This is a genomic window from uncultured Cyclobacterium sp. (assembly GCF_963977555.1).
Classification (GTDB): domain Bacteria; phylum Bacteroidota; class Bacteroidia; order Cytophagales; family Cyclobacteriaceae; genus Cyclobacterium.
Genome location: NZ_CAXBPD010000010.1, coordinates 78,261 through 103,495 on the forward strand (window position 1 = coordinate 78,261; position 25,235 = coordinate 103,495).

Here is a 25,235-nt window from a genome sequence, read left to right on the forward strand (position 1 = left end):
AGAAAAGATAACAACTGATTGTTATCCAATCATTAATGGATTAAATTTTAAATTTATGTGCAAAATTTGATCCAGTATTAGATTTTTATGATAAATTTTTAGATAATCTGCTAAAGAAAAAATATATTCATTAGTTTTAATTCCATTTTCAGCATTCATCCAATTACCATTAATAAAACTTGGATAAAATGGATGGTAAGCACCTTAGGTGATTTTTTTACCCAACAGCAATTAATATTCATGTGGAATAAGTATGTAAGGTTTATCAAAAAAACTTGTTTAGCTACCGAAGAAAAAGCTAACCCTCTCAACCATTGGAGAGATAGGCTATTTATTTCAGGTTTAGTTTATTTGCTACCTTTTTGTTTGATAGCACTTATTCCTGGCCTAATCATGGCCTATTTAAACAATCATGCTGCAATCTTTATTTTTGATTCATCTGCCTTTTTGGTCTCTGCAATGGCGGCCTTTATGCCGGGCATACCGCTTATCATACGGAAATGGGCTGTATTGTTAATTTTCTATTTAACTGGTGCTTCACTCATTTTTTTTGTGGGAAATTTTGGCCCTGGTTTAATGTACCTTCTGGCAGTATCAGTTTTAATGATTCTATTTTTACCTAATAAACAAGCATTTATTAGTTTCTATTTAAACTTGGTCACATGTATACTGTTTAGTTTACTGATCCATTTTGAAGCAATAGTTCAACTTCCTAACCTCCCTAGCCTGGATTTAATGCACTGGATTACCGTGTCAGCAAATTTAATATTTCTGAGTGGTGTATTTTCCTTCCTTATACCCAAATTATTTTCAAGGTTAGAGAACAGTTTAAGAGAGCAATATTCACTTCAGGAAAAACTAAAAAGGGGAACGGTAAAACTTAAAAAATCCCTACACGAGGTTGAATCAAAAAACAAGGAGTTGGAGCATTTCACTTTTGTGGTTTCACATGATCTTCAGGAACCTCTAAGAATGATTTCAGGATTTATGGGATTGTTAAAAAAGAAATACGGAAGTCAGTTAGATGATAAAGCCAACACTTTTATTACCTATGCTGTAGATGGCGCCAATCGTATGAGGCACTTAATTCTTGATTTATCGGAATATTCCAGGATAAACAAAATAACAGAGGCTCCTATTCTTCTTGATCCTGAGAAAACACTAATGGATATTAAGCTCACCTTTCAATCAGAAATATCAAAAAAAAATGCTCAAATTACCACAGGTCCCTTGGTTAAATTTCTTGGGTACCCAAGTTTTTTTTCGCTACTTATTCAGAACCTAATTGGTAATTCCCTGAAATATTCAGACCCAAGTCGTCCCCCTAAAATTCATTTCACTATGGAAGAAAGAGATAACGATTACTTATTTCAAATTAATGACAATGGAATAGGCATTGATTCTAATTATTTTGATAAGATATTCATACTTTTTCAGCGGCTTCAGAACAAAGAAACGGGTCATGGAACGGGCATGGGCTTAGCAATAGTTAAAAAAGTTACTGAAATATTGGGTGGTAAAATTTGGGTAGCTTCAGAAGTTGGAAAAGGCACCAAATTCACTTTTACACTACCCAAACATTCCCTCAAATTCTAAATGTTATTCTTTGTTTCGAACATAAATTAATTTAATCCTCCGCTCCACCTCAAAATTAGAGATAGAACTGACGAGCGGAGTAAGTTTCTGGAATCCAAAATTCCTAGAATCAAAATTTGGTTGTTTCTTTTGAAGTAAATTCCCAACGTCTCCCATAAATGCCCAACCATCATCATCAGCCAAATCAGAAATGGTGCTGGATATCAACCTAATTAATTTGGGATTAATTTTATCAACCTGAACAGGAGTTTTGACTTTTGTTTTACCATTTTCCTTTTCTTCACTTTCGTTATGTAAAATTTCTAGGTAGATAAATTTATCACAAGCCACAATAAATGGATTGGGTGTTTTTTTCTCCCCCATGCCAAGAACCAACATTCTAGATTCGCGTAATCTTGTGGCCAATTTGGTGAAATCACTGTCACTCGACACCAAACAAAAACCATTTACTTTGTCAGAGTACAAAATGTCCATGGCATCAATAATCATTGCCGAATCAGTAGCATTTTTACCGGTGGTATAACCGTATTGCTGAATAGGATTTATGGCATTTTCTAAAAGTACATTTTTCCATTTTCCCAGCTGAGGTTTTGTCCAGTCACCGTATATTCTTTTTATAGTAGGATTACCATATTTGGCTATTTCTTCCATCATTTCCTTAACCTGAGTAGATGGTACGTTATCGGCATCAATTAATACCGCAATCTTAATGTCTTTATCCATGGGCTTAAATTATTCAGTAAAAATAGGAAATAAAACCATGCAAAGAAATTTACAGCTTTCAGGCATTTATCATGTTTGCTTTCATGTTAATCTTTTAGCGGTAATACAGCGCTCATTGGAATCATTTCAAGCTACTTAAAATAAAATTTCCAAAAGCTATTTTAAACTATCAATCTCCTTCCTTACCATACGAAATATTTTACCATTCAAGTTTTTTAATAATAACATATCACACCTTTTCTTTTTACAATTTTCTATCATTACCCTTTTCAAATTGCTTGACTTTGGCGTGTTCCTTACGAAATTTTAAGAGGTAATAAAGTCTGAAGAGTTGGCTATTAAAAATAATAACCTGCATTAATGGCTACCTTTTAAGGCGCTTAGTCCCCCTCTTATAAAAAATATTGCGGGTATCCAAGCCCAGTGAAATAGCCTAACCGAAGCCGTAGCAAATCTACAAGCCATGTCAAATTTAAAATCATTTTCCCTCACTTGTGGGTGACCTTGTAAACTTCACCGCTGGCATCATAAGTGGTCCACACTCCTACAGGCTCACCGTTATTAAAATAACCAGAACGTTTGATCGTCCCGTCCAAACGGTACCATTCCCAATAACCTTCCCCTAGCCCATTGATGATTTTCCCTTTTGACCATATCGTTTCACCGTTGGCGTGGTATTTTATAGTTAGGCCATCAATAATCTCCGTTTTTTTCGATTTACTAGATTTCACTGTCATAAGTAGGTGTTTACCTTTGATTATTAAACCCAAAACAGATAAGAGCGAGCCAATCCTTCTATTATCCTACCAATCTTTACTCGCTTTGTTCTATTTTCTGCTTGATAAAATAGTCGTTGTTGTCATATTTGGACGCTTCGGCCCACTTGACATTAATTTTAGGTAGAAATTGAGACATGCTTTCCTTTACTTCAATGTATTTCTTTTTATCCGCCACATTGTACCATTCATTTGGGTCTTTTTTTAACGCATACAATTCCTCCGATCCATCTTCATAATGGATGTATCGATAATCCTTGGTGACAATGGCGTGGTTATTTCTTGCCCAGGTAACAATAGCCGGTTTCTCCCATTTCAGTTTAGGGTTTTGTATTAAGGGATAAATGCTTTCGGCTTCTATATGCTTGGCGGAAGGTAGATTGGCCAAATCTGTTAGTGTGGGATAAATTGAAAACAATTCCACAGGTACATCTACCTTTTTATTCTTTGGGATACCAGGCCCTGCAAAAATAAGTGGTGCGGCAGTCGCACTGTTCCACAGTGCTACTTTGGCAAAGGTGTTTTTCTCCCCCAACCTGTAGCCATGGTCAGACCATAGCACCACAATAGTGTTGTCTGCATGCTTACTTTTTTCTAAAGTATTCAATACCTCTCCTATATAATGGTCTACAAATGAAACACTAGCCAAATAACCTTGAAGTATGTTTTTCCATTGGTTGTTAGCCAAGGCCCATTGGGTAGTCGGCATCATTGGCAAATCATCTATGGCAAGTGCTATTTCCGGTAAATCATCTCGATCGTTTTCCAAATATGGAGGAAGATGAAGGGTAGCAGTATCGTACAAGTCAAACCACTTTTGGGGAACATACCAAGGCACATGAGGCCGTAGAAAACCTACTGAGAGAAAAAAGGGTTGTTCATACTCTCTATTGAGCCTTTCGGAAGCCCATTTTGCAGTGGTATAATCTGGCATTTGGCTGTCCATCTCAGGAAAAGCACCCCAGTCAGTAGATGTTTTCTCTTTGTCCCAATGAAAGCTTTGTTTGGCGTATGGCCCAAATCCCTTGGCACGTCCTCCATTTTCATCGAATAAATTATCTGGTGCATAGTTGTGGTAAATTTTACCTACTCCCATGGTATGATAGCCTTGATCCTTAAAATACTGGTGCATCATTTTCGCATTTCGAGTAGCTTGGTTGGTTGCTTTGATGTTGTTGTCAGCAATAAACCCGTAAATCCCAGTAGTAGAAGGCCTCAATCCTGTCATTATAGCCGTTCTGGAAGGGCTACACATAGGAGATTGGCTTTGTGCATTTGTGAAGAGTAAACCACTTTTGATAAGCTTGTCCAAATTGGGAGTGATGGCATCTGGATGCCCCATTCCGCCGACAAAATTATTCAAATCATCTACCGCAATCATTAAAATATTGGGTCGATCTTGCTGTGCTTTTCCGCTTACACCAGTTAGGCACAGACTTAAGAAAAACAATAAAAGGTACTTTTGGGACATGGGTAATTATTAATTGTTAATGATTAATTGTTAATTGTTAATGATTAATTGTTAATTGTTAATGATTAATTATTAATTGATAATATGCCCTTTTAAAACTTCAGTTTCAAAAGGTAAGCTTGTCTTGATCCGGAGTGAACGGAATTAAAACCTATCATATCGCCATTGGGACTCCACCTACAGTGAATATCACAGCGCCAATGTCCTTTGAATGTTTCAGGAGTAACAAACTGACCTAAGGAAAGAACCGCATTGGATTTCATGTCCATCAAGTAAATTTTTTGTTCTTTGAAAGCATTTTCCCTAGCGTAAGTGTCTGTTACCATCCATTTCTCATCAGGAGAGAAAGCACCATGCCCGTCAAAGTCTAAAAGTCCATTGCCAAGCCTTTTATAATCCTGCTTGCCTGTGGTGTATAATATGTGTGAATATTGTTTGCCTTCGTAAGCACCAGTCACCATTAATTCCTCATCATTCAACCAATCAAAGTGAGATCCTCCCCAGTCGTCAGGGAAACACCTTTCCAGACCGCTACCATCTATATTCAATATCAATGAAGTGGTATTCCTGTTTGGAATAGCCCTTGCCAACCAAAACAATTTAGTACCTCCACGACTAAATAAAGTATGGTTAAAATACTCAATCCCATCAGCAGGGATTTCCGGAACCAGCTCCTTTACATCAGCCAAAGAAACTATAAGATCCGCTTTTCCCGTTTCCAGGTCTATCAAAAATATACCATCGTCTTCAGGAAACTGAACACTTTCTTTTTTATCCTGTCCTTCTCCACCATAACCGTAATCACTTCTGGTGATTCTTAGCCGAGAAAAATTAATACTAACTGCCTTTTTACCATCAGGTGAGACCGCACTTACGGGATGGGGAATGGTTTTGATTTCTTCCTGAGTATGAACATTCATAATTATGGAAATAAATTTCCCATCCCTTAGGTCGTTGTAAATGATGAGTGAATCCGGAGAAGTTGCCAGCCAATGCGCCATACATCCTTGTTGAAAATTCCAAGCACGAGTCGTAGTCAGTGGCTTGAATTCCATGGTTTCAAGATCTACAAGTCCCAAAGTAGCTTCGTCTTCCTCTGTCGGAAGCCGATCCTTAATATCTGTTTCTAAAATAGTCGCATATTTTTGGTTGGCGCTAAATGAATTTATGCCATAGTAACTGGCATATAAATGTTCTTTGCCATTGTCCACCAATTGAATGGGGTCTGAAACCTCAGGAAAATGAACGGGATTAGGAGCGCTTTTCTTTTCTAAGGAGGTAGGTTTAGAACATGAAAGGGCAATAGTGCATGCCAATAAAATAAAAGTTAAGGATTTCATTTGGTTGTATTTGTTAATTTGGTTTATCGTCAACTATTGCAAAAAAACAGTTGATAACCCAAAATAGCATGAGAAAATGGACTTTTCAAGCGGCACTACGAAATAAGGGTAAATGCACCGGAATTTTAATTTTTTAACAAAATTCTAATGAGCGATCATTCCATTCTCAAGCCTCATATTTACTGGTAAAACACACAGCATATACCTATGTTTTCGAAAGGATAAATTTTGAACATTTTTTTAAAAAATTTAGCCTAAATAAATATGATTCTGAATGCCAATTATAGTACTAACCCTGAGAATCAGGGAAATAATCATTACTAAGTATAAAAAAACCTTTAAATTCTTAAAATATCATTAATTATCTTGACACATATTTCTATCTTAAATTCTATTTTTAAATTAGATTCCGCATATAAATTTTAACCAAAACAGTCTTCAAAAGCGACAATGCTATTATTTAAAAAAGACATATATGTATATTTTTTATAATTAAATACAGCAAATTAACGATAATAATAACTCAATTTTAATTAAAATAAATTATACGCACAATAAAACTAAAATTAAACTACTGAATACTGTTTTTTAGTTGTAGATTTTGCTATCATTAGGATTCATATTACGAATACCAAATTTCAAATTATTACCCAATTAGTACCATTTTAACAAACCTAAATCCAAAGTAATGAAGCAACCTTTATTAAATTATGTGAAACCCTTAATTCGATTGTTTTCAATTGCTATTATCGTCCAAGTCATTGGCTTGGGTTATGTACAAGCAGAAAACAAAACGGGGAGAGAAAAAAGCTTGGAAGAGGCTAACAATACGGTCTTAAAATCAACGAATAGAAAGATCCTTTCTACACCTAAAGTCACCAGCAATATAATGGCTTTTTATACCAACCTGGCAGATGTGACTGTAGCTGGAACAGTTACCGATGAAAGTGGAGAGCCAATACCTGGTGTTACCATTTCAATTCCAGAAACAGGACTTGGAACCGCTACAGACCTTAGCGGAAAGTATTCAATTACAGTTCCGGAAGGTTCAACCCTCATTTTCTCTTTTATAGGGTTTGAATCCCAGCGAATTGTGGTCAATAATCAAAATAAAATCGATGTAACCTTGCTTGAGGATGTATCTTCGTTGGAAGAAGTAGTGGTCGTAGGGTATGGGTCAGTCAATAGAGAAAACCTTACCAGTGCGGTAAGTTCATTGAATGAAAAGGATTTTGTAGCGGGCACAGTTTCCCCTTTAATGGCCATCCAAGGAAAGGTTCCCGGATTAAGTATTCAGTCCACAAATGGTGCTGATCCAAATTCCGAAATCTCCATTCAATTGCGTGGTGTAAACTCTGTCAATGCCTCTCAGGGACCACTTATTGTAATTGATGGGGTACCTGGAGGAAATATCAACTCTGTGGTAAAAGAAGATATTGCTTCCATAGAAGTTTTACGTGATGCCTCTGGTGCTGCCATTTATGGAACCAGGGCTTCTGGTGGAGTTATTCTTATTACTACCAAATCTGCTAAGTCAGGAGAATTAACTGTCAGTTATACTGGGGAATTTTTTGCGGAAGGCGTACGTCGTTATAATAAGCCACTAGGAAGGGATCGTTTCCTTGAAGAAGGCCTAGGCAATGATCTTGGTCACAATACCGATTGGTTTGACGAGGTCACCAATGATGTTCCAGTAAGTTATAGAAATGTTCTTAGCTTTAGCGGTGGAGTAGAAAATGCAAGGATCCGAGCCACAATAAGTAACCGAAACGCTACAGGATTGGCTATTGGTACAGACAGAAATGATACCCAAGCAAGAATAAATACCGATTTTATAATGTTTGATGGTTTTTTAAAAATTACCAATAACCTGTCCTATAATAAAAGAAAGTCAAATTTCTCTAACAACGATATTTTCAGGATGGCCTTGCAGTTAAATCCTACCGAAACCCCTTATGATGCTAGTATGCCCCATGGGCTAAATGTATGGACAGGAGGCTAGGACTGGTATAATCCTGTAGCGGATATCAAGTTAAGGACGGATAAATCGGATTATACTTATTTATTAAACACTACCTCCTTGCTATTTAATATTACAGATAATATTGCCTTGACTGCGAGGTATTCCATGAACAATCATAATTATTATGGAACCTACTGGAGATCAGCCCAACATAAAACCTCATTAGATGAGGGGGTAGCTGGAAATGCCAGTCATCAATATGGAGAATTTAATGACAATACCCTGGAAGCTTTTGCCACATACGATGAAAGCTTTGACCTTCACACCATTAATGCAGTAGGAGGCTATAGTTTTCAGGAGTTTAATGGACAGGGATTTTCTGCGAGCAATTCTGATTTTGCTGTAGACGGAATAGAAGAGCATGACTTGGGTACTGGTAGGTTTTTGTCTGAAGGTAGAGCCGGCCTAGGCTCTTTTAAAAATCCCAGGGTAAGGTTGATGGCCTTTTTTGGTAGGGTTAACTACAGTTGGAACAATAGGTATTTGATCACTGCAAGTTTGAGAAGAGAAGGCTCTTCAAAATTTGCCAAAGGCAATAGATGGGGAAACTTTACAGCCCTTTCAGTAGGTTGGAACCTACACAATGAACCCTTCATGCAAACCCAAAATCTGTTTACTAATCTAAAACTTAGGGCTGGCTTTGGCGAAACTGGAAATGAAGGATTTCAGCCAGGTGTAGCTACCAGAATGTATGGCCCAGATACTTGGTGGTTAATGAATGGTGAATGGAGAAGAACTTACGGGGTGTCCCATAACCAAAATACAGACCTAAAATGGGAAACAAAAAAAGAATACAATATCGGGGTAGATTTTGCCATTCTTGAAGGAATTATTTCGGGTAGATTTGACCTCTTTAAAAGAGATGTAAACGACTTGATTTATGACATATCTGTTCCACAACCGCCTGCTATTCACGATAAAACTACGATGAATGTGGGTATTTTAAGAAATACAGGATGGGAAGCTGAAGTTACTTGGAATGCCATAGACAAAACTAATTTCAATTATACAACTACTTTAATTGGCTCTTCTTATAAAAGTGAACTTGTTAGTCTTTGGGGAAATCAGACTTTCTGGGATAGAAAAGGTTTTCCAGCACCAGGTAGCCCTGGCAATGCGGTAAGACTTTTCCCAGGTGAGCCTATAGGCCGGTTCTTTGTATGGGAACATGCAGGGTTTACTGAATCTGGAGACTGGATGCTTAGAGGAGACGATGGAGAAATATTTGATGTTACCGAAAGAACAAAAACAAACCAAGATAAAAAATTCATCGGGAATGCAATCCCAAAAGTAATCTTAGCTTGGAATAACCAATTCCAGATTGGAAAATTTGATGTTAATGCTTATTTCAGAGCTTGGACAGGCCATGATATATTCAACATGCCTAATTTTTATTACGGAATACCTTTAGAATCTAGAAACGTTTTGGTAGAAAATTATGATGCACAAAAACATATCACAGGAGAAAAAGAACTGAGTGATTACTGGATTGAAGATGGTGATTTCTTGAAGCTTGATGTATTGTCATTAGGCTATACTTTTGATATGAAAGGAAATAAATACGTCAAAGGGCTTCGTCTATATGCCACAGGGCAAAATTTATTTGTCCTTACAAATTATTCAGGTTTAAATCCTGAGGTTAATATTAATGGTTTGGACCCAGGGTTTGAAGAGAGGGCAACCTATCCACAAACGAGAACTTTTATGTTTGGTGTACAAGCTAATTTTTAAACCAAAAAAAATAAAGATCATGAAATTGACAAAATATATATTAATCCTTTTTACTGTCATTATAACAAGCTGTTCCCTGGATGAGGTTTGGTATGACAAAGTAGTACCAGAAACCTTCTTTAAAACTGAAGGAGATGTATTGGCTGCCCTTTACCGTCCATTTACTCATGCCAGGTGGTATTTAACAGGAGATCGATGGGTAGCTCAGGAATTTTCTGGAGATCATTTTGCTCGTACTACCAAAGGAAGGCATTGGTACGATGGAGGGCGTTATGCTCGATATCAACATCATGAATGGACTCCAGATGAATCCCAATTATTTGGAACCTGGAGAGGAACATTACAAGGTGTAGCTTTGGCATTAGATGTTAAGCAAGACTTGGGTAAATTAGATTATCAAGAACTTGCACTTACGGAAGAAGATAAAGCAGCCCACTTAGGTCAGTTAGATGCCTTGATAGCCTTCTTCTATTTAAGAGGTCTGGATTTCTATGGTGGTCTTCCAGTGTTTACCAGTTTGGATCAGGAGGATGTTCCTAGAAGTACCGACAAAGAAACTTTTGATCACATCGAAACTTTGTTAAAGCAAGCCCTTATCGACTTGTCTGTGAAAGAAGTGGGTGCACCTCAGGAAGGGGCTATCACCAAAGGAGCAGCAGCAGTAATGTTGGCAAGACTGTACTTCAATGCTGAAGCCTACATAGGGATCCCTATGTACGAAGAAGCAGCAGAGATCTCCCAAGCACTCCTTAATAATGAATATGGCACCTATAGTTTGGATAACGATTGGAAGGGCCCTCATGATTTTGAAAACGATCAATCACCAGAGATAATTTGGTCGATCCCTTCAGAATTTAACAGGCTAGAGTATACACATTATGGTCACATGTATCATTATAATTCCCGTGTATATTTTGACGTGGATTTGGGTTCAAATAACGGTACCCATTTACAACCTTCAAGAAAACCTGATGGAACTTTGTATTCAGAGGAATTTAAATTAGGTTCACCTTACGAAAAATTCGAGGACACTGATCTTAGGAAAAAACCATTTAAATATTTCGGCTCTGGCAGTTACGAAGGTATGTTTTAGTAGGTCCTCAAGTTTCTCCTATTACTGGTGATCAAGTTATAGGCAATGAGGAATACAACGGTGAACCCCTAGAGTTTGTGGACAAGGTGGGGAGATTTTCAGAAATAGGAACAACTTATTCGTCTGTTGAGGAGGTACCATCAAATATTGGTGCAGGTGAAGAAAACACTGGTGTTCGCATGGTAAAAATCCCTGTTCCCTCAAGCCAGGACCTGACTTTAAGATGGGCTGCAGATCATCCAGTTTTCAGGTTGGCAGAAGTTTATTTGATGCTTGCTGAATGTCATTTAAGATTAGGTGACCCGTCTGCCGCAGCCGAGCTGATAAATACTGTTAGGATGAGGGCTTTTGAGGGAGGCAATGATTCCAATCCTGCTACTTCCGAAAATTTGGATTTGTACCGAATAGCCGATGAATGGGGTGTTGAATTTCTGGGAGAAGGTAGAAGAAGAACTGACTTAATTAGACTAGGGTTTTTCACCACAGAAAAATGGTGGGATCATTCTCCTTCTAATTCAAGTCATCTTAATCGATTCCCAGTACCTACTGCCGCTCTTTCAGCCAGTAATGTGCTTGAGCAAAACCCTGGTTACTAATACCGAAATGATTAAATAATGGATTTCTAGTAAAGGGATCTATAATTGATAATTACAATCCGGCAGCTAGACATTGGTCTATGGTGCCGGATTTTTTTTGAAGAAGCAACAATTGTTAATTGTTAATTGTTAATTGTTAATTGTTAATTGTTTTTAAAGTATAAACTTCAATATTCTACTACCGTTGCCTGAGACTGTTGGGCAACCGAACTACCGGTGCCTGAGCCTGTCGAAGGCAGAGGCAAAGCAGTTGACCTATTACTTCTAGGCTATTTTTATAAATGAGTTGCTTCGCTTCCTTTAGATTTGATAAATGTTAATATTCTAAGATTACTGTTATAAACATTGAGAGTCCTGGTAGAGACTCATAAATTGTTAATAACGGTGGATAACATTAAATTAGGAATAGGAACGGGGTGAACTTACGTCGCTTCTAGGACACTAAGGCCTATGCCCTGTATCAGTCCCCGTTCCATGTTCCGGTTGCCTTGAGAACCAATTAGAATTTTAGGTTAACAGACCTTCTAAAGGTTTTAGTTTCAGCAACCATATTTATTAACATTTAATAGTAAAGTTATGAAATTTAGAGCATTTATCGGTATTGACGTGAGTAAATCCACCATTGACATCCATTTGAGAAACGCTGGAAGGCACGCTGTGTTTGTTAATGATCTGGAAGGATTTGAAGCCATGGTCGAATGGCTTATGGACATTTTGGGGCAGGTGTGCCCTGATGAGATGATGTTTGGTTTGGAACACACTGGGCTTTATAGCGAGCTTCTGATCTCTTTTCTCAACGACCACAATTTCCCCTTTACGGTACTGCCTGGCTTAGAGGTGAAAAAGTCTATGGGGATCCGAAGAGGTAAATCAGACAAAGCTGACGCCAAAGATATTGCCGATTATATTTATGAGAAAAGGGAGAAGGTCAATTTGTTCAATATGCCCTCCCAGAACTTGGAATCGATAAGAAAGCTTGCCTCTTACAGGGAACGTTTGGTAAAAGAAAGAACCGCCTATAAAACAAGACTAGGCGAATACCAAAAGGTCTATGGGAAGGAGTCTTATGAGATATATACAGAATCACATAAACAGATCATAGCCTGTCTAGACAAACAAATTAAAGGAATGGAAGCCGAAATGGAACGGCTGATAAAGGACGACCAAGAAATGTTAAGACAATACCGGTTGGTCAAATCTGTAAAGGGTATAGGTCCCCAGACTGCCATCATGATGATTGTGTTAACTAAAGCATTTACCGCTTTTCCAGAATGGAGAAAGTTTGCCAGTTATGCAGGTATTGCCCCTTTTCCAAATCAGTCGGGAACTTATATGGGTAAGACGAGAACCAGTAAACTGGCAAACAAACGTATAAAAGCACTTCTAACCATGTGTGCGGGGAGGGCTGTACAATACAATCCAGAGATGAGACTTTATTACGAACAACGGGTTAATAAAGGCAAGAATAAAATGAGTACAATGAATATTATAAGAAATAAACTCGTATCAAGGGTCTTTGCGGTAATAGAAAGAGGTAGCCCATATGTCGAAACAATGAAATATGCTGCTTAAAAATTAAAAATTGTACTATTCCACTTGCTTTAATCTTAGAATACAGGGCAGGCCTCCATTTGGGTGTTGTAGCTTATAGAAATCTGGTTTTTCATTGTTATAGGTAACTAGGACGTATTGAGTGCCCTTGATATTAATTATATCTAAACCTCTTACTGCTTTTTGGCTAAAATTTAAGCCAAGCTGATTCCCCTCTAATATTGTTCCATCAGAATTGATAATATTACCTGATAGACTTCCAAGGCGTCCGTGATAAGGGGACACACCAAAATAATTCCCTCCTGCCAAAACTTCATCCTTACCGTCTCTATCAAAGTCATATTTTAAAAAGGTCGTCATAGGGGCTACTTGTAAAGTGCCCTCAAAAGCTTCAAAAGTAAACATACCGCCAGAATTAAGTAAGTATCCCGAAGCCAATTGGTGCGCAGTATAGAGGCTGGCATTATGCAACTGCTCTTCATCAAATAGCTCTTCCAAAGGTTTGCCAGCAAAATCCTTATAAGAGGTGAATTTTCTTTTAAGAAAACGCATTTGGCTGCTCAGTTCATCCAGCCCTGCAACTGTAAAGTATTCGCCCTCTTTTTCATAGGCCACTATTGTTTCTGTACTTCCATTATAATCAAAATCTGCATAATACATCTTTAACGGATAATCTTCTTTCGAAGTAAACTTACTGTTCAGCCCCCAGTTGCCCAACAAATAATCCAATTCACCATCCCCATTGATATCAAACGGAATAATGGATTGCCAAAGCCCAGTTAACTTTTGATCAACAATTCCTTCGGTAATGTCTTTTAAAATACCTTTTTGATTTATAAAGAACTTAGGAGTCATCCACTCCCCCACTACGATAAGGTCCATCCACTTATCACCATCAAAATCTGTCCAGACAGCATCAGTTACCATCCCTACATTCTCCAGTGTTTTGTTAATAACAATCTCAAAAGTGCCGTTATTATTGTTCAGGAGATAAGATTTTGGAAGCTTTCCAAAATCATTTGCAACAGCTCCACTGCCAACAAAAAGATCTGTATCACCGTCCTTATCATAATCAAATGCTTTTACTACAGCCCCATTTTCAAAATAAGCAGGAAGGTCCTGCTTTTTAAAACCATTGCCTTCATTGATAAAAAGCCTATCCATCAAAGCCTCATTTTCTCCGGAAAACTCCCCTCCTGAGGAGACAATAAATAGGTCCTTTTTACCATCATTATTGAGGTCTTCAATAATAGCAGATACATCTTCACGAAGATAATCATTGGCAAATGCTTCAAATTGACTCTCTATAAATCCATTACCCATTTGAAGGAAAATCCTTGCAGGCTGAGATTTTGCTCCTCCAAAGAAAACATCATCGCTCCCATCGCCATCAATGTCTTTGACGACAACTGCAGGTCCACGGTCAGAAATTTTATAGGGAATAAGTCTTTGATGGTTTAAATCGATATACCTATTTTCTTGATGTCTATAATCCAACCCTGTTGGGGTCTCTACTTTTTGAAACCATGTTTCGGGTTTAGAAAAGACCTCTAAATAATTTACTTTTTTGCGATTTTCTGATGGGCTCAGTTCCAGTGTTTGATTCACTGTTATGTCGTATTTTTTTTCAATTGTATTGTCTGGCCATATCACTAGCAAAGAATCTACTTGTTGAATATTGCCATAACCAAAATGGATCAAAGGTTCTGAAGCGGATTGAAAACCTCTGGAAGTAAACAACTGTTTTAATTGCATCCTTCCCTGATGCCAGGAGATCACCTTCGTGCCAATATCGAAAGTATTTGGAGCAAAGAAATCAACCTTAATTTTTAAATAAGCTGCATTTCCTGGATAATTGTTCTGGTACAATGTTGCTGGTTCATTGAGATTATTGGTTACAAGATCCAAATCTCCATCATTGTCCAGATCTGCCCAGGCGGCTCCCGTTGATAAATTTGGGTAATCAGAAATCCAATTACCAGATTGATCAGAAAACATGAGGTTTTCTTCCCCTTGAAAAATATAGTTCTTTACTTTTCCCGAAGGCATTTTATTCAAGGCTTCCTGATCTAAACGATTTGAAGCGTTAAATTGCCGTTCTACTTCTTCGCTAGATATATAATTGATGTAATCATGGTCATTGGGTCTTCGGGAAATCCCTGTAGATATGAATAAATCCTGCTTTCCGTCAAGATCAAAATCTGCAAAAAGAGGGCTCCAGCTCCAATCAGTAGCGGATACACCACTGTACAAGGCGACCTCCTGAAAGTATTCTCCTCCACGGTTGATTTGCAACATATTACGTGCGTATTGGGGATGGTAATTGAGGCGTTCTATTTTCAAATCATGCGTATAAATGGGGTCATCATTCATTGATGATTTAAGCACCTTTTCATCTTCAGATAGCATATCCAAGGTAAGTAGGTCAATAAAGCCATCTTGATTGATGTCTGCAACATCATTCCCCATAGAAAACCTGCTTACCTGACTGAATTTCTCCTTCAGTTGCTCGGTAAAAGTTCCGTCTCCATTGTTGATATAGTAATAATCGTCTTCGTGAAAATCGTTGCTTATATAGAGATCCGTAAATCCATCATTGTTAAAATCTGCCGTTGCCAACCCAAGCCCATAGCCATTGGCCCCGCCAAAAATACCTGCTTCTTCACTAACATCTATAAATATCCCGCCATCATTCCTAAGCAACTTATCACCACTTTCCTCAGCACGCTCCTTCCTTATCGCCGCCGGACCATAAGAGTTATCTGTATGAACAGAATGGTTCAACAAGTACATGTCCAGGTCTCCATCGTTGTCATAATCAAAAAAGGAAGCAGTGGTAGCATAATTCTGAAAATCCAGACCGTATTCTGCTCCTTCTTCGGTAAAGGTGAGGTTACCATTGTTAATAAACAGCTCATTTTTACCAGTCAGACCATGGATTCCTACTACAGCACACACATAAATATCAAGATAACCATCCCCATTTACATCAGCCATTGTTACACCCGTATTCCAATCGGAGGATCCGGCAACTCCGGCTTTTTCAGTGATGTCCTCAAACACCATGTTCCCTTTATTTAAAAATAATTTATTGGGAACTTGATTTCCGGTGAAATAAATATCTTGGAGTCCATCATTGTTGATATCACCTATTGCTACTCCCCCACCATTGTAGAAATAGAGGTAATACAGAATACTTAGGTTGTTGGTTTCTTTTAACTCATTGGTGAAATCTAGCTTTGAAACCGATGATGCTACAGATGCAAACATGTAATTTTCCTCTTTTTTAGGCTTCTTTTCTGAGCACCCGAAAAAAATAAAAAATATAAGTACAATTACACCGTATTTCATTTTATCTGATTATAAATTTTAAATCCCTAACACCATGATTATTATGGGTTTTGATAGTGTCGACGTTTTGCCTTCCATTCTGCCATGCCGTATTCACCCAAACTCAATTTACCCTCCATAATATCGTTACCAACTACCCCTGTAAATTGGAAATTAAGGCGTACTCCCTGTTTAGTATAGGAACTTCGAAGTAAAATATCATTCCCATGAAGTGTACCCGTTAGCTCACGAGGTCCGAAACTAGCATGGTGGGTACCAAAAATTTCATTTCCTTTTTGTTCAATCATGAAGGTTTGGTTCACCATGCTTGCGACGAATTGTATCTCAAGGTCCCAGAGGCCACTTAAGTCCAAAGCAGCAGGACCACTAGGCTTTTGCATCTGAGGTGGATTGGAAAGCAACTCATATACGCGTTTGGCGATTACCCGCTCCTCGCCTGCTGTAAGTTGGGAAGGGTTGATCCGTATGTTAGGCTCCATATTTGGAGGGAAAGGAAGGAAACTCCCGGCACCGCTGACAGCAATTCGGGGATTATTTTCCCACAAAAGCTCTTCAACATCTTGGCCTGTGAGTGGAATTAAAGAAATATCCCATTCTACATGAAGAGAAGGTGATCGATTGGATCTTCCTTTTGGGAGAAGAAGCGCTGTCTTCACTCCAGGAACTTGTTCCAGACGATCGGAGATGTAATTGGCCCAAGAAATCCACATCCTCCACTCTTCGGCATGATCCCGTTTTTCCCACATTTCTACTGCGGTCAGCATTCCCATTATCTCCTCACGACCCACCTTGAACCCACGTCCAAAGCCGTGGTGGGGCGCACTAGTGATCCAAGAAGCTTGGACAAAGTCTTTGCGGCCAATCAGCAGGCCAGCACATTGTGGCCCTCGCAAATATTTACCCCCACTATAGGCAACCATATCCGCCCCTTGGGCTATATGTGGATTCGGGACTTCTAATCCCTCAGCCGCTGCATCCACTAAGATTGGCACTTTAAATGGCTTGGCAAGCGCAGCGATTATTTTCAGCGAGAGAGGCCCGTCCTCTGAGGCACCACTGGCCAAAACCAAAATCATGGCTGTTCGCGGCCCCAAAGCAGCTTTCAGTTCCTCAGGGGTATTTACCTCTATCATTCTCACCCCCACCGCCTTTGCCGCAGCATCGTATGCTGATCGAGAATAAGATGGAACAATCACTTCATCCTTCATTCCTTCCAGATTGGGGATTTGCCAAATCTTATCAGGGTCCCCTCCTGTCACGCAGCCAGCTGTCGCGATGGTTATAGCAGCCGACGCACCTGAAGTCACTACGCCCCATTCCGCTCCAGTAATTTCTGCTAAGCGAAGGGCTACCCCATTCATCAGTTCATCAAGTTGAACAAAATTCTTCACTGCCTCATCCATCGCTACCTGTACTTCTGGCAAGACCCGGGTTGCACCAACGATTGTAACTGTGCCCCGGGCATTAATCAGTGGGCGTACTCCTATAGAATCATATATACTTTTGCCAAGAACCTTTCTACTTGGAGAAACAGTGGTAACGGGCATTGAATTAGCACTATTTGCACCTGTTAGCGCTCCTAAAAGCAGACCTCCAAATGGCAGGCTTGATAAAATACTAATTACTTTTCTTCTGCTAATCATGATCAATCTTTTTCAAAATAAAAGGTAATGCTATATAGTTAGGATTTAGAATTAAAGGAGATTTAACCCAACGAACACACCGTTAAATCACTAAAATCCTAACGTCTAGATCATTTAACCGATGGTACTCAAAAGCAAAGTCAACTCTACTTACATCCATAATACCACAAAATAGCATGAGTATTTCAGCTTTTCAAATCTCTTTTAATCTTAAATAGTCCCAAAATCAGTATATTTAAAATATGGAAGTCAAAAAACCGGATAAGGTCAATGAACCGGATTTGGAATATGAAAACTATTCCTATGCCGATTACCTGAAATGGCAGATGGAGGAGGTGGTCGAACTGATCAAAGGTAGGGTTTTTAAAAAAGCTGCGGCAGCACCAAAAAGAATCCATCAAAAGGTGTCGGGAGAGTTTTTTCTCAGAATTGGCAATTTTCTAAAAGGTAAAAAATGCCAGGTTTATTCTGCACCCTTCGATGTGCGTTTTCCAAAAGCATCCAAAGCAGATCATCTGATCCATGATGTGGTTCAGCCGGATATTTGCGTGATTTGTGATCGAGAAAAATTGGATGACCGGGGTTGCATTGGAGCGCCAGATTTGATTGTGGAAATTCTTTCTCCCAGCAACAGTAAAACCGAATTGAAGCATAAGTTCGCGCTTTATGAGTCCAATGGAGTTCGGGAATATTGGATCATTCATGCTGAAACCCAGGATTTGTTAATCTATAGTCTTACCAATGGAAATTATGTCCCTTCCCTTTTACTTACCTCAGGTGACGTGGCAGAGTCAAAAGTGATCCAAGGGTTTAAACTGGATTTAGAAGAGTTTTTTGGGGATATCGAATAGGATTTAAAACCATTATTGAGGTGAGGCTATCCGTTCAATCCTGTTAATGTGATTCCGTCCTGTGAAAGATTTTTTTGAATTATATATCACTATAAAAGTTTAACTGTCTTGAAAAATATAAATCTATTGTTATTTCTAACCAGTCTGCTCACTTTAATATTTATGAGCGAACTGGCTTATGCTCAGGTGTCTGAAAATCAAGGTTCTCAATCGTACCAACTCGATAACCCTATATCGGTAAAGTACCTGAAAAAGAATCTTCGAAAAGCTCAACCTAGATTGGTATTAAATCAGGCAATTGAAAAAATTTAAGAGAAAAGCTTCAAACCGATCCTCTAATTCAGCACATGTATCAAGCAATCAAGCAGAATGCTGAAACGATATTGCCATTGGATTTAATTACGGTCGACATCCCTGATAACCCTCGATCGCAACAAAATCAGCTCGGTATTTCCAGAAATTTCCTATACCGAATGAATATGCTCGGAATGGTCTATTTAGTAGAAAAGGATCCGGCGATTTTGCAAAGGATAAATGATGAAGTGGTAGTTGCTTGTAATTTCCCTACCTGGAATCCAAAGCATTTTCTCGATGTAGGTGAAATGTCATTGGCCATTGCCTTGGCCTTAGATTGGACCGCTGGAAAATTACCCAAATCCACCATCTCCTTGGCGAAAAAGTCTTTAATAGAGAAGGGCATTATGCCCAGCTGGCCCGAAAATGGGGAGACGCCACGATGGGTCAATGGAACCAATAATTGGAATCAGGTTTGCAATGCAGGTATGATTGCAGCATCCATTGCCATTGCGGAAGTGGATCCTGCATTGGCCGCAAAAACGATAAAAAGATCAATCGAGGGTTTGAACCATGCACTTGCAGAATATGCCCCGGATGGTGCATATCCTGAAGGCGCTACTTATTGGGGTTATGGAACCATGTTTTCAGTAGTGACGGCTGCGATGCTTGAAAGTGCTTTTGGAACAAATTTTGGAATTGGTGCCTTTCCGGGTTTTATGGAGAGCGCCAATTTCGGGCTATTAACCGCAGCACCATCCAAACTTTTATACAATTATGCAGATAGTCCTGCAATACCCGAGTTATATACTGATTTTACCTTGAGTTGGTTTGCCTCCAAAACAGGAGACAAGAACTATTTGAACCATGAAAGGTTTATGCAAACTCCTGAAGAGATAGGAAAAATCTCTAGGCTGGCAGGCGCAGGCTTGGTTTGGACGTCACAGTTTGAAGAAAAGGGATCGGGACATATTCCCAGCGCATGGAAGGGTGAAGGAGCAAATCCACTTGTAATTTTTAATGGTCAAGGAGACAATGAAGAAGGCTTTTATTGTGGAGGCAAAGGAGGTCGTGGATCAATAAGTCATGGAAATATGGATGCCGGATCTTTCATTTTTGAATTGGGCGGCGTTAGGTGGGTGATTGATCCCGGCAATCAGAGCTATGGGGTGTTGTCAAGAGCCGGTTTCGATTTATGGAGCAGGTGTCAGGACTGCGATCGATGGAAATTACTTACCAAGAATAACTTTGGGCACAGCACAATTTCAGTTAATAACGAATTGCATGTAGTCGATGGTTTGGCTACGATTGTTGATTTTAAAGGAGGAGAAAAGCCTGAAGCCACTTTTGACCTTTCACCAACATTTACAGGCCAATTAAAAAGTGCAACAAGAAAATTCACGAAAGATAGCCCAAAATCTATCGTAATCGAGGACCAAATAGAAACCACCGATGCTACAAAAGTGATCACCTGGCAGCTTATGACTCAGGCCGATATAGAGCTTGTAGACGGTGGGGCTGTTTTGACTCAGGATGGCAAAACCCTCAAGTTGGAAAACCTGTCACATCCTGCGTTTAACTTGTCTATTGTCTCACTTGATCCGGCTCCACTTGAGTTGGATAAGCAAATTGAAAACCTAAAGCGAATAGAGTTAAGGGTTCCTGCTTGGACTTTAAAGGAAAATAAAGGCGTAATTAAAGTGCGTTTATCAGGCGAATGAGATAATCATCGTATTCTTTTTTTTTCACATTTGAAATCCGAGTCTCAAACCGATGACTTTAAGGAGGGAAATCAATCTAATTAAACATTTTTTGACTTTTCCTTGAAATAAACCACATACAAACAGCGCTTAAAATTCTTTAATTATTTCGGAGCACTTTCCAGAAATAGCTTTGCTTTTTGGGCCAGGTATTTGTTGTCGGATTTACTTAGGTGCGTAACTTGTTCCAGACTTGTTGCGTCGAACATTGCCTGTTTTTGGTAAACCTCTAAAAGAAGTACAATAAGTGGAACCTCAAGGTCAAAAATAATGGCATTAAAAAAAGTAGCCGTCTTAGGATGTACATTTGGAGCGTCCCTGAACAATTCTAAAATCCATTTCTTCCTACCGCTATCCATTTGAGGAAATAGCCCGATTAGATTTGCTTGGAAGGATTCGGAAGCTAGAATTTGAGGGCTAATTGTTTGAATGGCTTTTTCGGAGAGACTATATTCACTGCTTTGTATAAAATCGAAAATCATTGGACTAACTTCTGGGAATTGATCAAGCTTGCCTTCCAATTGCTCCAAGGTCCACAAAACATCTGAAAGATTTTCACTTTCAAGTAAAAGATTTATATAATCAGCATCAAAATTTTCGGTGGTCCAGTTCTTAATTACTGCACTGGTTGGGCCATATATCAGGTGCCATAATTTATAGGTAGTGTAAGCAGCGCCCTCTACCACATAATCTAATATAAATTTTGACGTAGCACTGGATACGCCATCTATTTCCTCAGCATCATATTGGTTTTCTGAAGTTTCCGCTTTGGATCCTTCCATCACAATCTCATTGTAGGAATAACCTGCTAGGGGTAGGAATGGATCAGCTAACAATGCATTTAGTCTAAGGTACTCTTCCTCTGTAAATGGCTCGTGATCGTGTTTACTGAGGTACTCTTTTTCCGGCAATTCAAAACCTAAATACCTTCCGGTAGGATTCCAATAGACAATAACATCCAGCAACCTGCATTTACCATCGAAGCAAACACTTGTGACGACATTTCGTGAAAAATATACTGGTTCGCCTTGAATGGACAAATGCCCATAGAGTGTATCAATTGAAATTTCCTCTTCAAAATCAATCAAGCGTTTTTCTACTTCAACCGCTTCTATTGTCAAGGTTTTATCATTAATATATTGTATGGTTCCCGTATTGGAAACGGGAACCATGCCAATTAATACTACAGCAATAATTAGTAGAAAATATTGCTTTGTAATTTTGAACATTTACTTGTTTAACTTTTAAGATTAGACTGTTGGAACAATAGCACCATGGTTTCTTAAAAGTTCTCTGACCTCATCCAATGGAACATCAGCAGGAGATACATTTCGCTGACAAGCAATCACTGCTGTAGCTGCAGCTGCCTGCCCCATGGCCATACTAGACCCTTGTACCCTTAACGCAGAATTAGCCAGTCTATCACTAGACAAACACCTGCCTGCAACCATAAAGTTTTTGCTATTTTTAGGAATCAATGCCCTTAAAGGCACAGTTGCAACCACCCCATCACTTAGTTGTTTTGGCGTTACCCCATGTTCAATGATATGCAAATCTATTGGATAATAGGAATAGGAGAGTGAATCATCAAAAACCTTCCCAGAAGTATAATCCTCATGCGTGATTTGATACAAACCATCTATCCTATAGGTTTCCCTGATACCGATTTCTGTTCGCATGTCCTCAAGTACAATGTTTTCACAGCCCCGTAACCGCCTTAGAAACTTTAGGTGTTTTAGAAGTGAACTTCTTGCATGAATATTGGCGGCAGTATGGGACTCAGAGGTTGTGGAGTCTGCTCCTCTGATGTGCTGGATATTGTCACCTTTTGTACTTAAAAGGCCAACAATATTACCCCTAAACTCCTCTCTTACCAATTCTCCTCGATTAATGGCTGCCTCATATTCTCGTTTTATCATTTCCAAATCCAGGGCTTCCATGTTATAGCCACCCAATCTAAATATAAGCGTTCCAGGTTGTGTTTCAGCTTCTCTCAACAAGTCAAATCCAGCAATATTTGCGGCAATCGCATTTCCTGAGCAATCGATGATTTGTTTGCATTTTATTTTGGTGGTAATCCCTTTACCTACGGTCTCCATTTCCCAGAAACCATTCTTGAATTCTATTTTGGTAGGCGTTTCGTAATAACGCAAATCAACGCCCGCTTCAACACATTTTTGCTCCAGTAGTACAGAAAATAAGGGACCATTTAGTCTCACCTGATGTTTCCAATGCCAGCGACCATGGGGAATTGAAAAATTAGGAAGGGTATCGCCATTTAGTTCCACCGCTTCTTGTACATTTTCCCATCCTATACCACTAATTATCTGTTTTCCCCAGGCAAAGAATATTCCCGGAAATGCCACTCCTGCCGTAGTAGTGGTGCCACCTAATTGGCTAACGCACTCGATAAGAGTCACCTTTTGACCTGCTCTGCCAGCTTGAATAGCTGCCACTGCACCTGCCGTCCCCCCTCCTACTACAACAATGTCCGTTGTTATATTTTTATTTATAACCTTGTATGGTTCCTTTAATACCTCTCCTTTAGCAAAGGGAGAGGCTGCAACACCCAGGGAAAGTGTTCCCATTGCGGCGATCATATCTCTTCTTTTCATAAATCTTTTTTTTGCTTAAACCCGAAATAGGCAATGGGCCTTCTAATACATGATGAAATCACTTCAAAAGCAGTCACTTCGTTGCTATTTTCAACTTCACCATAGCCCTGCTAAGACTCAGTCTCCAAATAGCCTGATTTTCTTGTAATTACACCACTCCCTGAGAAACTTCAGGACAGGCACCTCAAACCCTTTTGGATAATCCGAGTAAAACCCGAACCAGGCAACTGCTATACTTTTAATAAGTGTACTCATCTCTTGAGGAACTCCTTCACTTGCTAACCAGCTAGCAGCTGCACCAATCGGGTTAAATAATTTACTTACTAAATTGATCAGTACCCTGGGTTTTGATCAGTATCAGGATTTATAGCTCCGTTAAAATTCAATTCTGACAGAGGAATTGGCCATAAATAATGGGCTTCAGCTATGGTTATGCCCTTATTTTTGCTCACCATTTCCTGCGCTCTACCTGTTCTTTTTAAATCCAACCAGCGCTTTCCTTCGAATTGAAACTCGTAAGCCCTCTCCTGTAATAAGGCATCAAGGAATTCTGTGGTTTCGCCTGAAGAGAAAGAGTAGTCAATTTCTGAAGGTGCATCAATTGCTAATCCATAAGCCCTTCTTTTTACTTTATTTAAAGCTTCTAATGCTTCAGGGGTAACGGAATTGGTGTTTCTAACGGCAGTTTCTGCATAGATTAAAAGCACTTCTGCATACCTGTAAATAGGTAAATCATTTCCACCATCACTCCTTCCAATAGCATCTCGTTCCATGTACTTACTGCTTACCAAAGTATTTGGCCCCAACCCAAAATCTATTTTATCCCATAAGGCTTTTCTTAGATCAGCCTCTTCCCAATTGATATAAAATGGATTGGAAGCGTCACTATAATGCGCGTAGGCCCCTCCAAAATTAAAGTAATCTGTGCTTGGGTGATTCAGTATAAATAACATAAAATTCCCCTGACCAATCTCTCTGGAGTATTTAAAGTAAAACACCTCTTCTGAAGTCGTAACTAGATCAGCTCCGAAAATATCGGTACGAATGTCATTGACCTCTTCTATTGGAACCAATGAATAAACGTTTGAATCAATAACTTCCTTGCTTTTGGCCATGGCCAGATCGTAACTGCCCATAAACATATGCACATCAGCAAGTAAGGTTTTAGCTGCATTTACCGTGGGTCTTCCTATTAGTTCGGCAGTAGCATTTAGATGCGTTTCCGCATATTCAAGATCTGACAAGATCAATTCATAAACTTCAGATTCACTACTCCTAGGCAAATCTATTTCCAACATGTTTTCCTCTGTTCTAAGAGGGACACCAGACCAGTTTCTGACCAGGTCAAAATAACTCAAAGCCCTTAAAAACTTGGCTTCTCCGATATAATAATTTATATCTTCTTGGCTAATACTATTGCCATTTGGTGCATTAGCAATGACCAGGTTTGCATTCCTTATGGCTTGATAGAAAGAATTCCATCGTGAACCTGCTGTATTGATATTGGTAGCATTTAGTCCAGCAAAATCATTGTATTGCGCTCGGCTTCCTCTACCATATCCCCAGTCTGTATGTGCATCTAGTATAGCAATTTGCTCGGCCCTTGTGGAACGCAAAGGCGAATAAATTGCATTCACTGCAGTTTTGACTTCTTCAGAAGTATTGTAAAAATTTTCTACCGCAACAGTTTTAGGTTGTTCCAACAATAAATCCTCACAACTTGTGAACATAAGGAGGAATACTGGAATTATATACAATTGAATGGTTTTTATCCTTTTCATTTTATTTCACTTTAAGTTGAATACTTGATTTTCATTATCC

Annotated in this window: 17 protein-coding genes; 8 read left to right on the top strand and 9 right to left on the bottom strand. The window is 39.0% G+C overall.

The genetic code is table 11. From position 1 onward, the window contains the following. The first annotated feature begins 192 nt into the window (after positions 1-192). Entirely contained in the window at positions 193-1,596 is a 1,404-nt protein-coding gene (locus AAC073_RS13965) for an ATP-binding protein (RefSeq protein ID WP_339924398.1), read from the top strand. Between the two features lie 3 nt (positions 1,597-1,599). Here the strand turns inward: AAC073_RS13965 and AAC073_RS13970 are convergent, their stop codons facing one another. The 4 genes from AAC073_RS13970 to AAC073_RS13985 all read right to left on the bottom strand — a co-directional run bounded on the left by AAC073_RS13970 (position 1,600) and on the right by AAC073_RS13985 (position 5,906). Beyond that, positions 1,600-2,319, bottom strand: a complete 720-nt coding sequence (locus AAC073_RS13970) for an NYN domain-containing protein (RefSeq protein ID WP_339924399.1) — start codon at positions 2,317-2,319, stop codon at positions 1,600-1,602. A gap of 488 nt (positions 2,320-2,807) precedes the next feature. Further along, on the bottom strand, positions 2,808-3,056 hold the full coding sequence (locus AAC073_RS13975; RefSeq protein ID WP_339924400.1) for a hypothetical protein: 249 nt from the start codon (positions 3,054-3,056) through the stop codon (positions 2,808-2,810). Between the two features lie 76 nt (positions 3,057-3,132). Continuing rightward, positions 3,133-4,566: a sulfatase gene (locus AAC073_RS13980; RefSeq protein WP_339924401.1), complete on the bottom strand. Its 1,434-nt coding sequence runs from the start codon at positions 4,564-4,566 to the stop codon at positions 3,133-3,135. A gap of 92 nt (positions 4,567-4,658) precedes the next feature. Next, on the bottom strand, positions 4,659-5,906 hold the full coding sequence (locus tag AAC073_RS13985; RefSeq protein ID WP_339924402.1) for a hypothetical protein: 1,248 nt from the start codon (positions 5,904-5,906) through the stop codon (positions 4,659-4,661). A gap of 688 nt (positions 5,907-6,594) precedes the next feature. On the opposite strand from AAC073_RS13985, the gene AAC073_RS13990 reads away from it, so the two are divergent. The 5 genes from AAC073_RS13990 (at position 6,595) to AAC073_RS14010 (ending at position 12,921) form a co-directional block, all read left to right on the top strand. Further along, positions 6,595-7,908 (top strand): carboxypeptidase-like regulatory domain-containing protein, encoded by a 1,314-nt coding sequence (locus AAC073_RS13990; protein ID WP_339924403.1) that lies wholly within the window; start codon positions 6,595-6,597, stop codon positions 7,906-7,908. Positions 7,909-7,932: 24 nt separating this feature from the next. Further along, positions 7,933-9,660 carry a TonB-dependent receptor gene (locus AAC073_RS13995; RefSeq protein WP_339924502.1) on the top strand — a complete coding sequence of 576 codons (1,728 nt, stop codon included), beginning with the start codon at positions 7,933-7,935 and terminating at the stop codon, positions 9,658-9,660. A gap of 19 nt (positions 9,661-9,679) precedes the next feature. Beyond that, complete coding sequence (locus tag AAC073_RS14000) at positions 9,680-10,753, top strand: hypothetical protein (protein ID WP_339924404.1); 1,074 nt, start codon at positions 9,680-9,682, stop codon at positions 10,751-10,753. A 77-nt stretch (positions 10,754-10,830) separates the two neighbouring features. Then, positions 10,831-11,349, top strand: a complete 519-nt coding sequence (locus AAC073_RS14005) for a RagB/SusD family nutrient uptake outer membrane protein (protein ID WP_339924405.1) — start codon at positions 10,831-10,833, stop codon at positions 11,347-11,349. Between the two features lie 576 nt (positions 11,350-11,925). Continuing rightward, positions 11,926-12,921, top strand: a complete 996-nt coding sequence (locus tag AAC073_RS14010) for an IS110 family transposase (protein ID WP_339924406.1) — start codon at positions 11,926-11,928, stop codon at positions 12,919-12,921. Positions 12,922-12,936: 15 nt separating this feature from the next. Here AAC073_RS14010 and AAC073_RS14015 read toward each other — a convergent pair whose 3' ends face one another. Then, positions 12,937-16,170: a VCBS repeat-containing protein gene (locus AAC073_RS14015; RefSeq protein WP_339924407.1), complete on the bottom strand. Its 3,234-nt coding sequence runs from the start codon at positions 16,168-16,170 to the stop codon at positions 12,937-12,939. 122 nt (positions 16,171-16,292) lie between these two features. Continuing rightward, entirely contained in the window at positions 16,293-17,894 is a 1,602-nt protein-coding gene (locus tag AAC073_RS14020) for an aminotransferase class V-fold PLP-dependent enzyme (RefSeq protein WP_339924408.1), read from the bottom strand. Between the two features lie 242 nt (positions 17,895-18,136). Here AAC073_RS14020 and AAC073_RS14025 point away from each other — a divergent pair, with 242 nt between their 5' ends. Together AAC073_RS14025 and AAC073_RS14030 are read left to right on the top strand one after the other, a co-directional pair. Then, complete coding sequence (locus AAC073_RS14025; RefSeq protein WP_339924409.1) at positions 18,137-18,745, top strand: Uma2 family endonuclease; 609 nt, start codon at positions 18,137-18,139, stop codon at positions 18,743-18,745. A 347-nt stretch (positions 18,746-19,092) separates the two neighbouring features. Beyond that, positions 19,093-20,760, top strand: a complete 1,668-nt coding sequence (locus AAC073_RS14030) for a heparinase II/III family protein (protein WP_339924410.1) — start codon at positions 19,093-19,095, stop codon at positions 20,758-20,760. Positions 20,761-20,903: 143 nt separating this feature from the next. Here the strand turns inward: AAC073_RS14030 and AAC073_RS14035 are convergent, their stop codons facing one another. The 3 genes from AAC073_RS14035 to AAC073_RS14045 form a co-directional block, all read right to left on the bottom strand. Then, on the bottom strand, positions 20,904-22,028 hold the full coding sequence (locus AAC073_RS14035) for a hypothetical protein (RefSeq protein WP_339924411.1): 1,125 nt from the start codon (positions 22,026-22,028) through the stop codon (positions 20,904-20,906). Between the two features lie 21 nt (positions 22,029-22,049). Beyond that, positions 22,050-23,414, bottom strand: coding sequence for an FAD-dependent oxidoreductase (locus AAC073_RS14040; protein ID WP_339924412.1), 1,365 nt, complete (start codon positions 23,412-23,414; stop codon positions 22,050-22,052). Between the two features lie 332 nt (positions 23,415-23,746). Further along, positions 23,747-25,195 carry a RagB/SusD family nutrient uptake outer membrane protein gene (locus AAC073_RS14045; RefSeq protein ID WP_339924413.1) on the bottom strand — a complete coding sequence of 483 codons (1,449 nt, stop codon included), beginning with the start codon at positions 25,193-25,195 and terminating at the stop codon, positions 23,747-23,749. Between the last annotated feature and the right edge of the window lie 40 nt (positions 25,196-25,235).

What these genes read in the sequence shown, in the direction of transcription:
- AAC073_RS13990 (WP_339924403.1), top strand. Translation starts at nt 6,595, where the DNA reads ATGAAGCAACCTTTATTAAATTATGTGAAACCCTTAATTCGATTGTTT.
- AAC073_RS14035 (WP_339924411.1), bottom strand. Translation starts at nt 22,028, where the DNA reads ATGTTCAAAATTACAAAGCAATATTTTCTACTAATTATTGCTGTAGTA.
- AAC073_RS14025 (WP_339924409.1), top strand. Translation starts at nt 18,137, where the DNA reads ATGGAAGTCAAAAAACCGGATAAGGTCAATGAACCGGATTTGGAATAT.
- AAC073_RS13975 (WP_339924400.1), bottom strand. Translation starts at nt 3,056, where the DNA reads ATGACAGTGAAATCTAGTAAATCGAAAAAAACGGAGATTATTGATGGC.
- AAC073_RS14020 (WP_339924408.1), bottom strand. Translation starts at nt 17,894, where the DNA reads ATGATTAGCAGAAGAAAAGTAATTAGTATTTTATCAAGCCTGCCATTT.
- AAC073_RS14030 (WP_339924410.1), top strand. Translation starts at nt 19,093, where the DNA reads ATGTATCAAGCAATCAAGCAGAATGCTGAAACGATATTGCCATTGGAT.
- AAC073_RS13980 (WP_339924401.1), bottom strand. Translation starts at nt 4,566, where the DNA reads ATGTCCCAAAAGTACCTTTTATTGTTTTTCTTAAGTCTGTGCCTAACT.
- AAC073_RS14000 (WP_339924404.1), top strand. Translation starts at nt 9,680, where the DNA reads ATGAAATTGACAAAATATATATTAATCCTTTTTACTGTCATTATAACA.
- AAC073_RS14010 (WP_339924406.1), top strand. Translation starts at nt 11,926, where the DNA reads ATGAAATTTAGAGCATTTATCGGTATTGACGTGAGTAAATCCACCATT.
- AAC073_RS14045 (WP_339924413.1), bottom strand. Translation starts at nt 25,195, where the DNA reads ATGAAAAGGATAAAAACCATTCAATTGTATATAATTCCAGTATTCCTC.
- AAC073_RS13965 (WP_339924398.1), top strand. Translation starts at nt 193, where the DNA reads ATGGTAAGCACCTTAGGTGATTTTTTTACCCAACAGCAATTAATATTC.
- AAC073_RS13985 (WP_339924402.1), bottom strand. Translation starts at nt 5,906, where the DNA reads ATGAAATCCTTAACTTTTATTTTATTGGCATGCACTATTGCCCTTTCA.
- AAC073_RS14015 (WP_339924407.1), bottom strand. Translation starts at nt 16,170, where the DNA reads ATGTTTGCATCTGTAGCATCATCGGTTTCAAAGCTAGATTTCACCAAT.
- AAC073_RS14040 (WP_339924412.1), bottom strand. Translation starts at nt 23,414, where the DNA reads ATGAAAAGAAGAGATATGATCGCCGCAATGGGAACACTTTCCCTGGGT.
- AAC073_RS13970 (WP_339924399.1), bottom strand. Translation starts at nt 2,319, where the DNA reads ATGGATAAAGACATTAAGATTGCGGTATTAATTGATGCCGATAACGTA.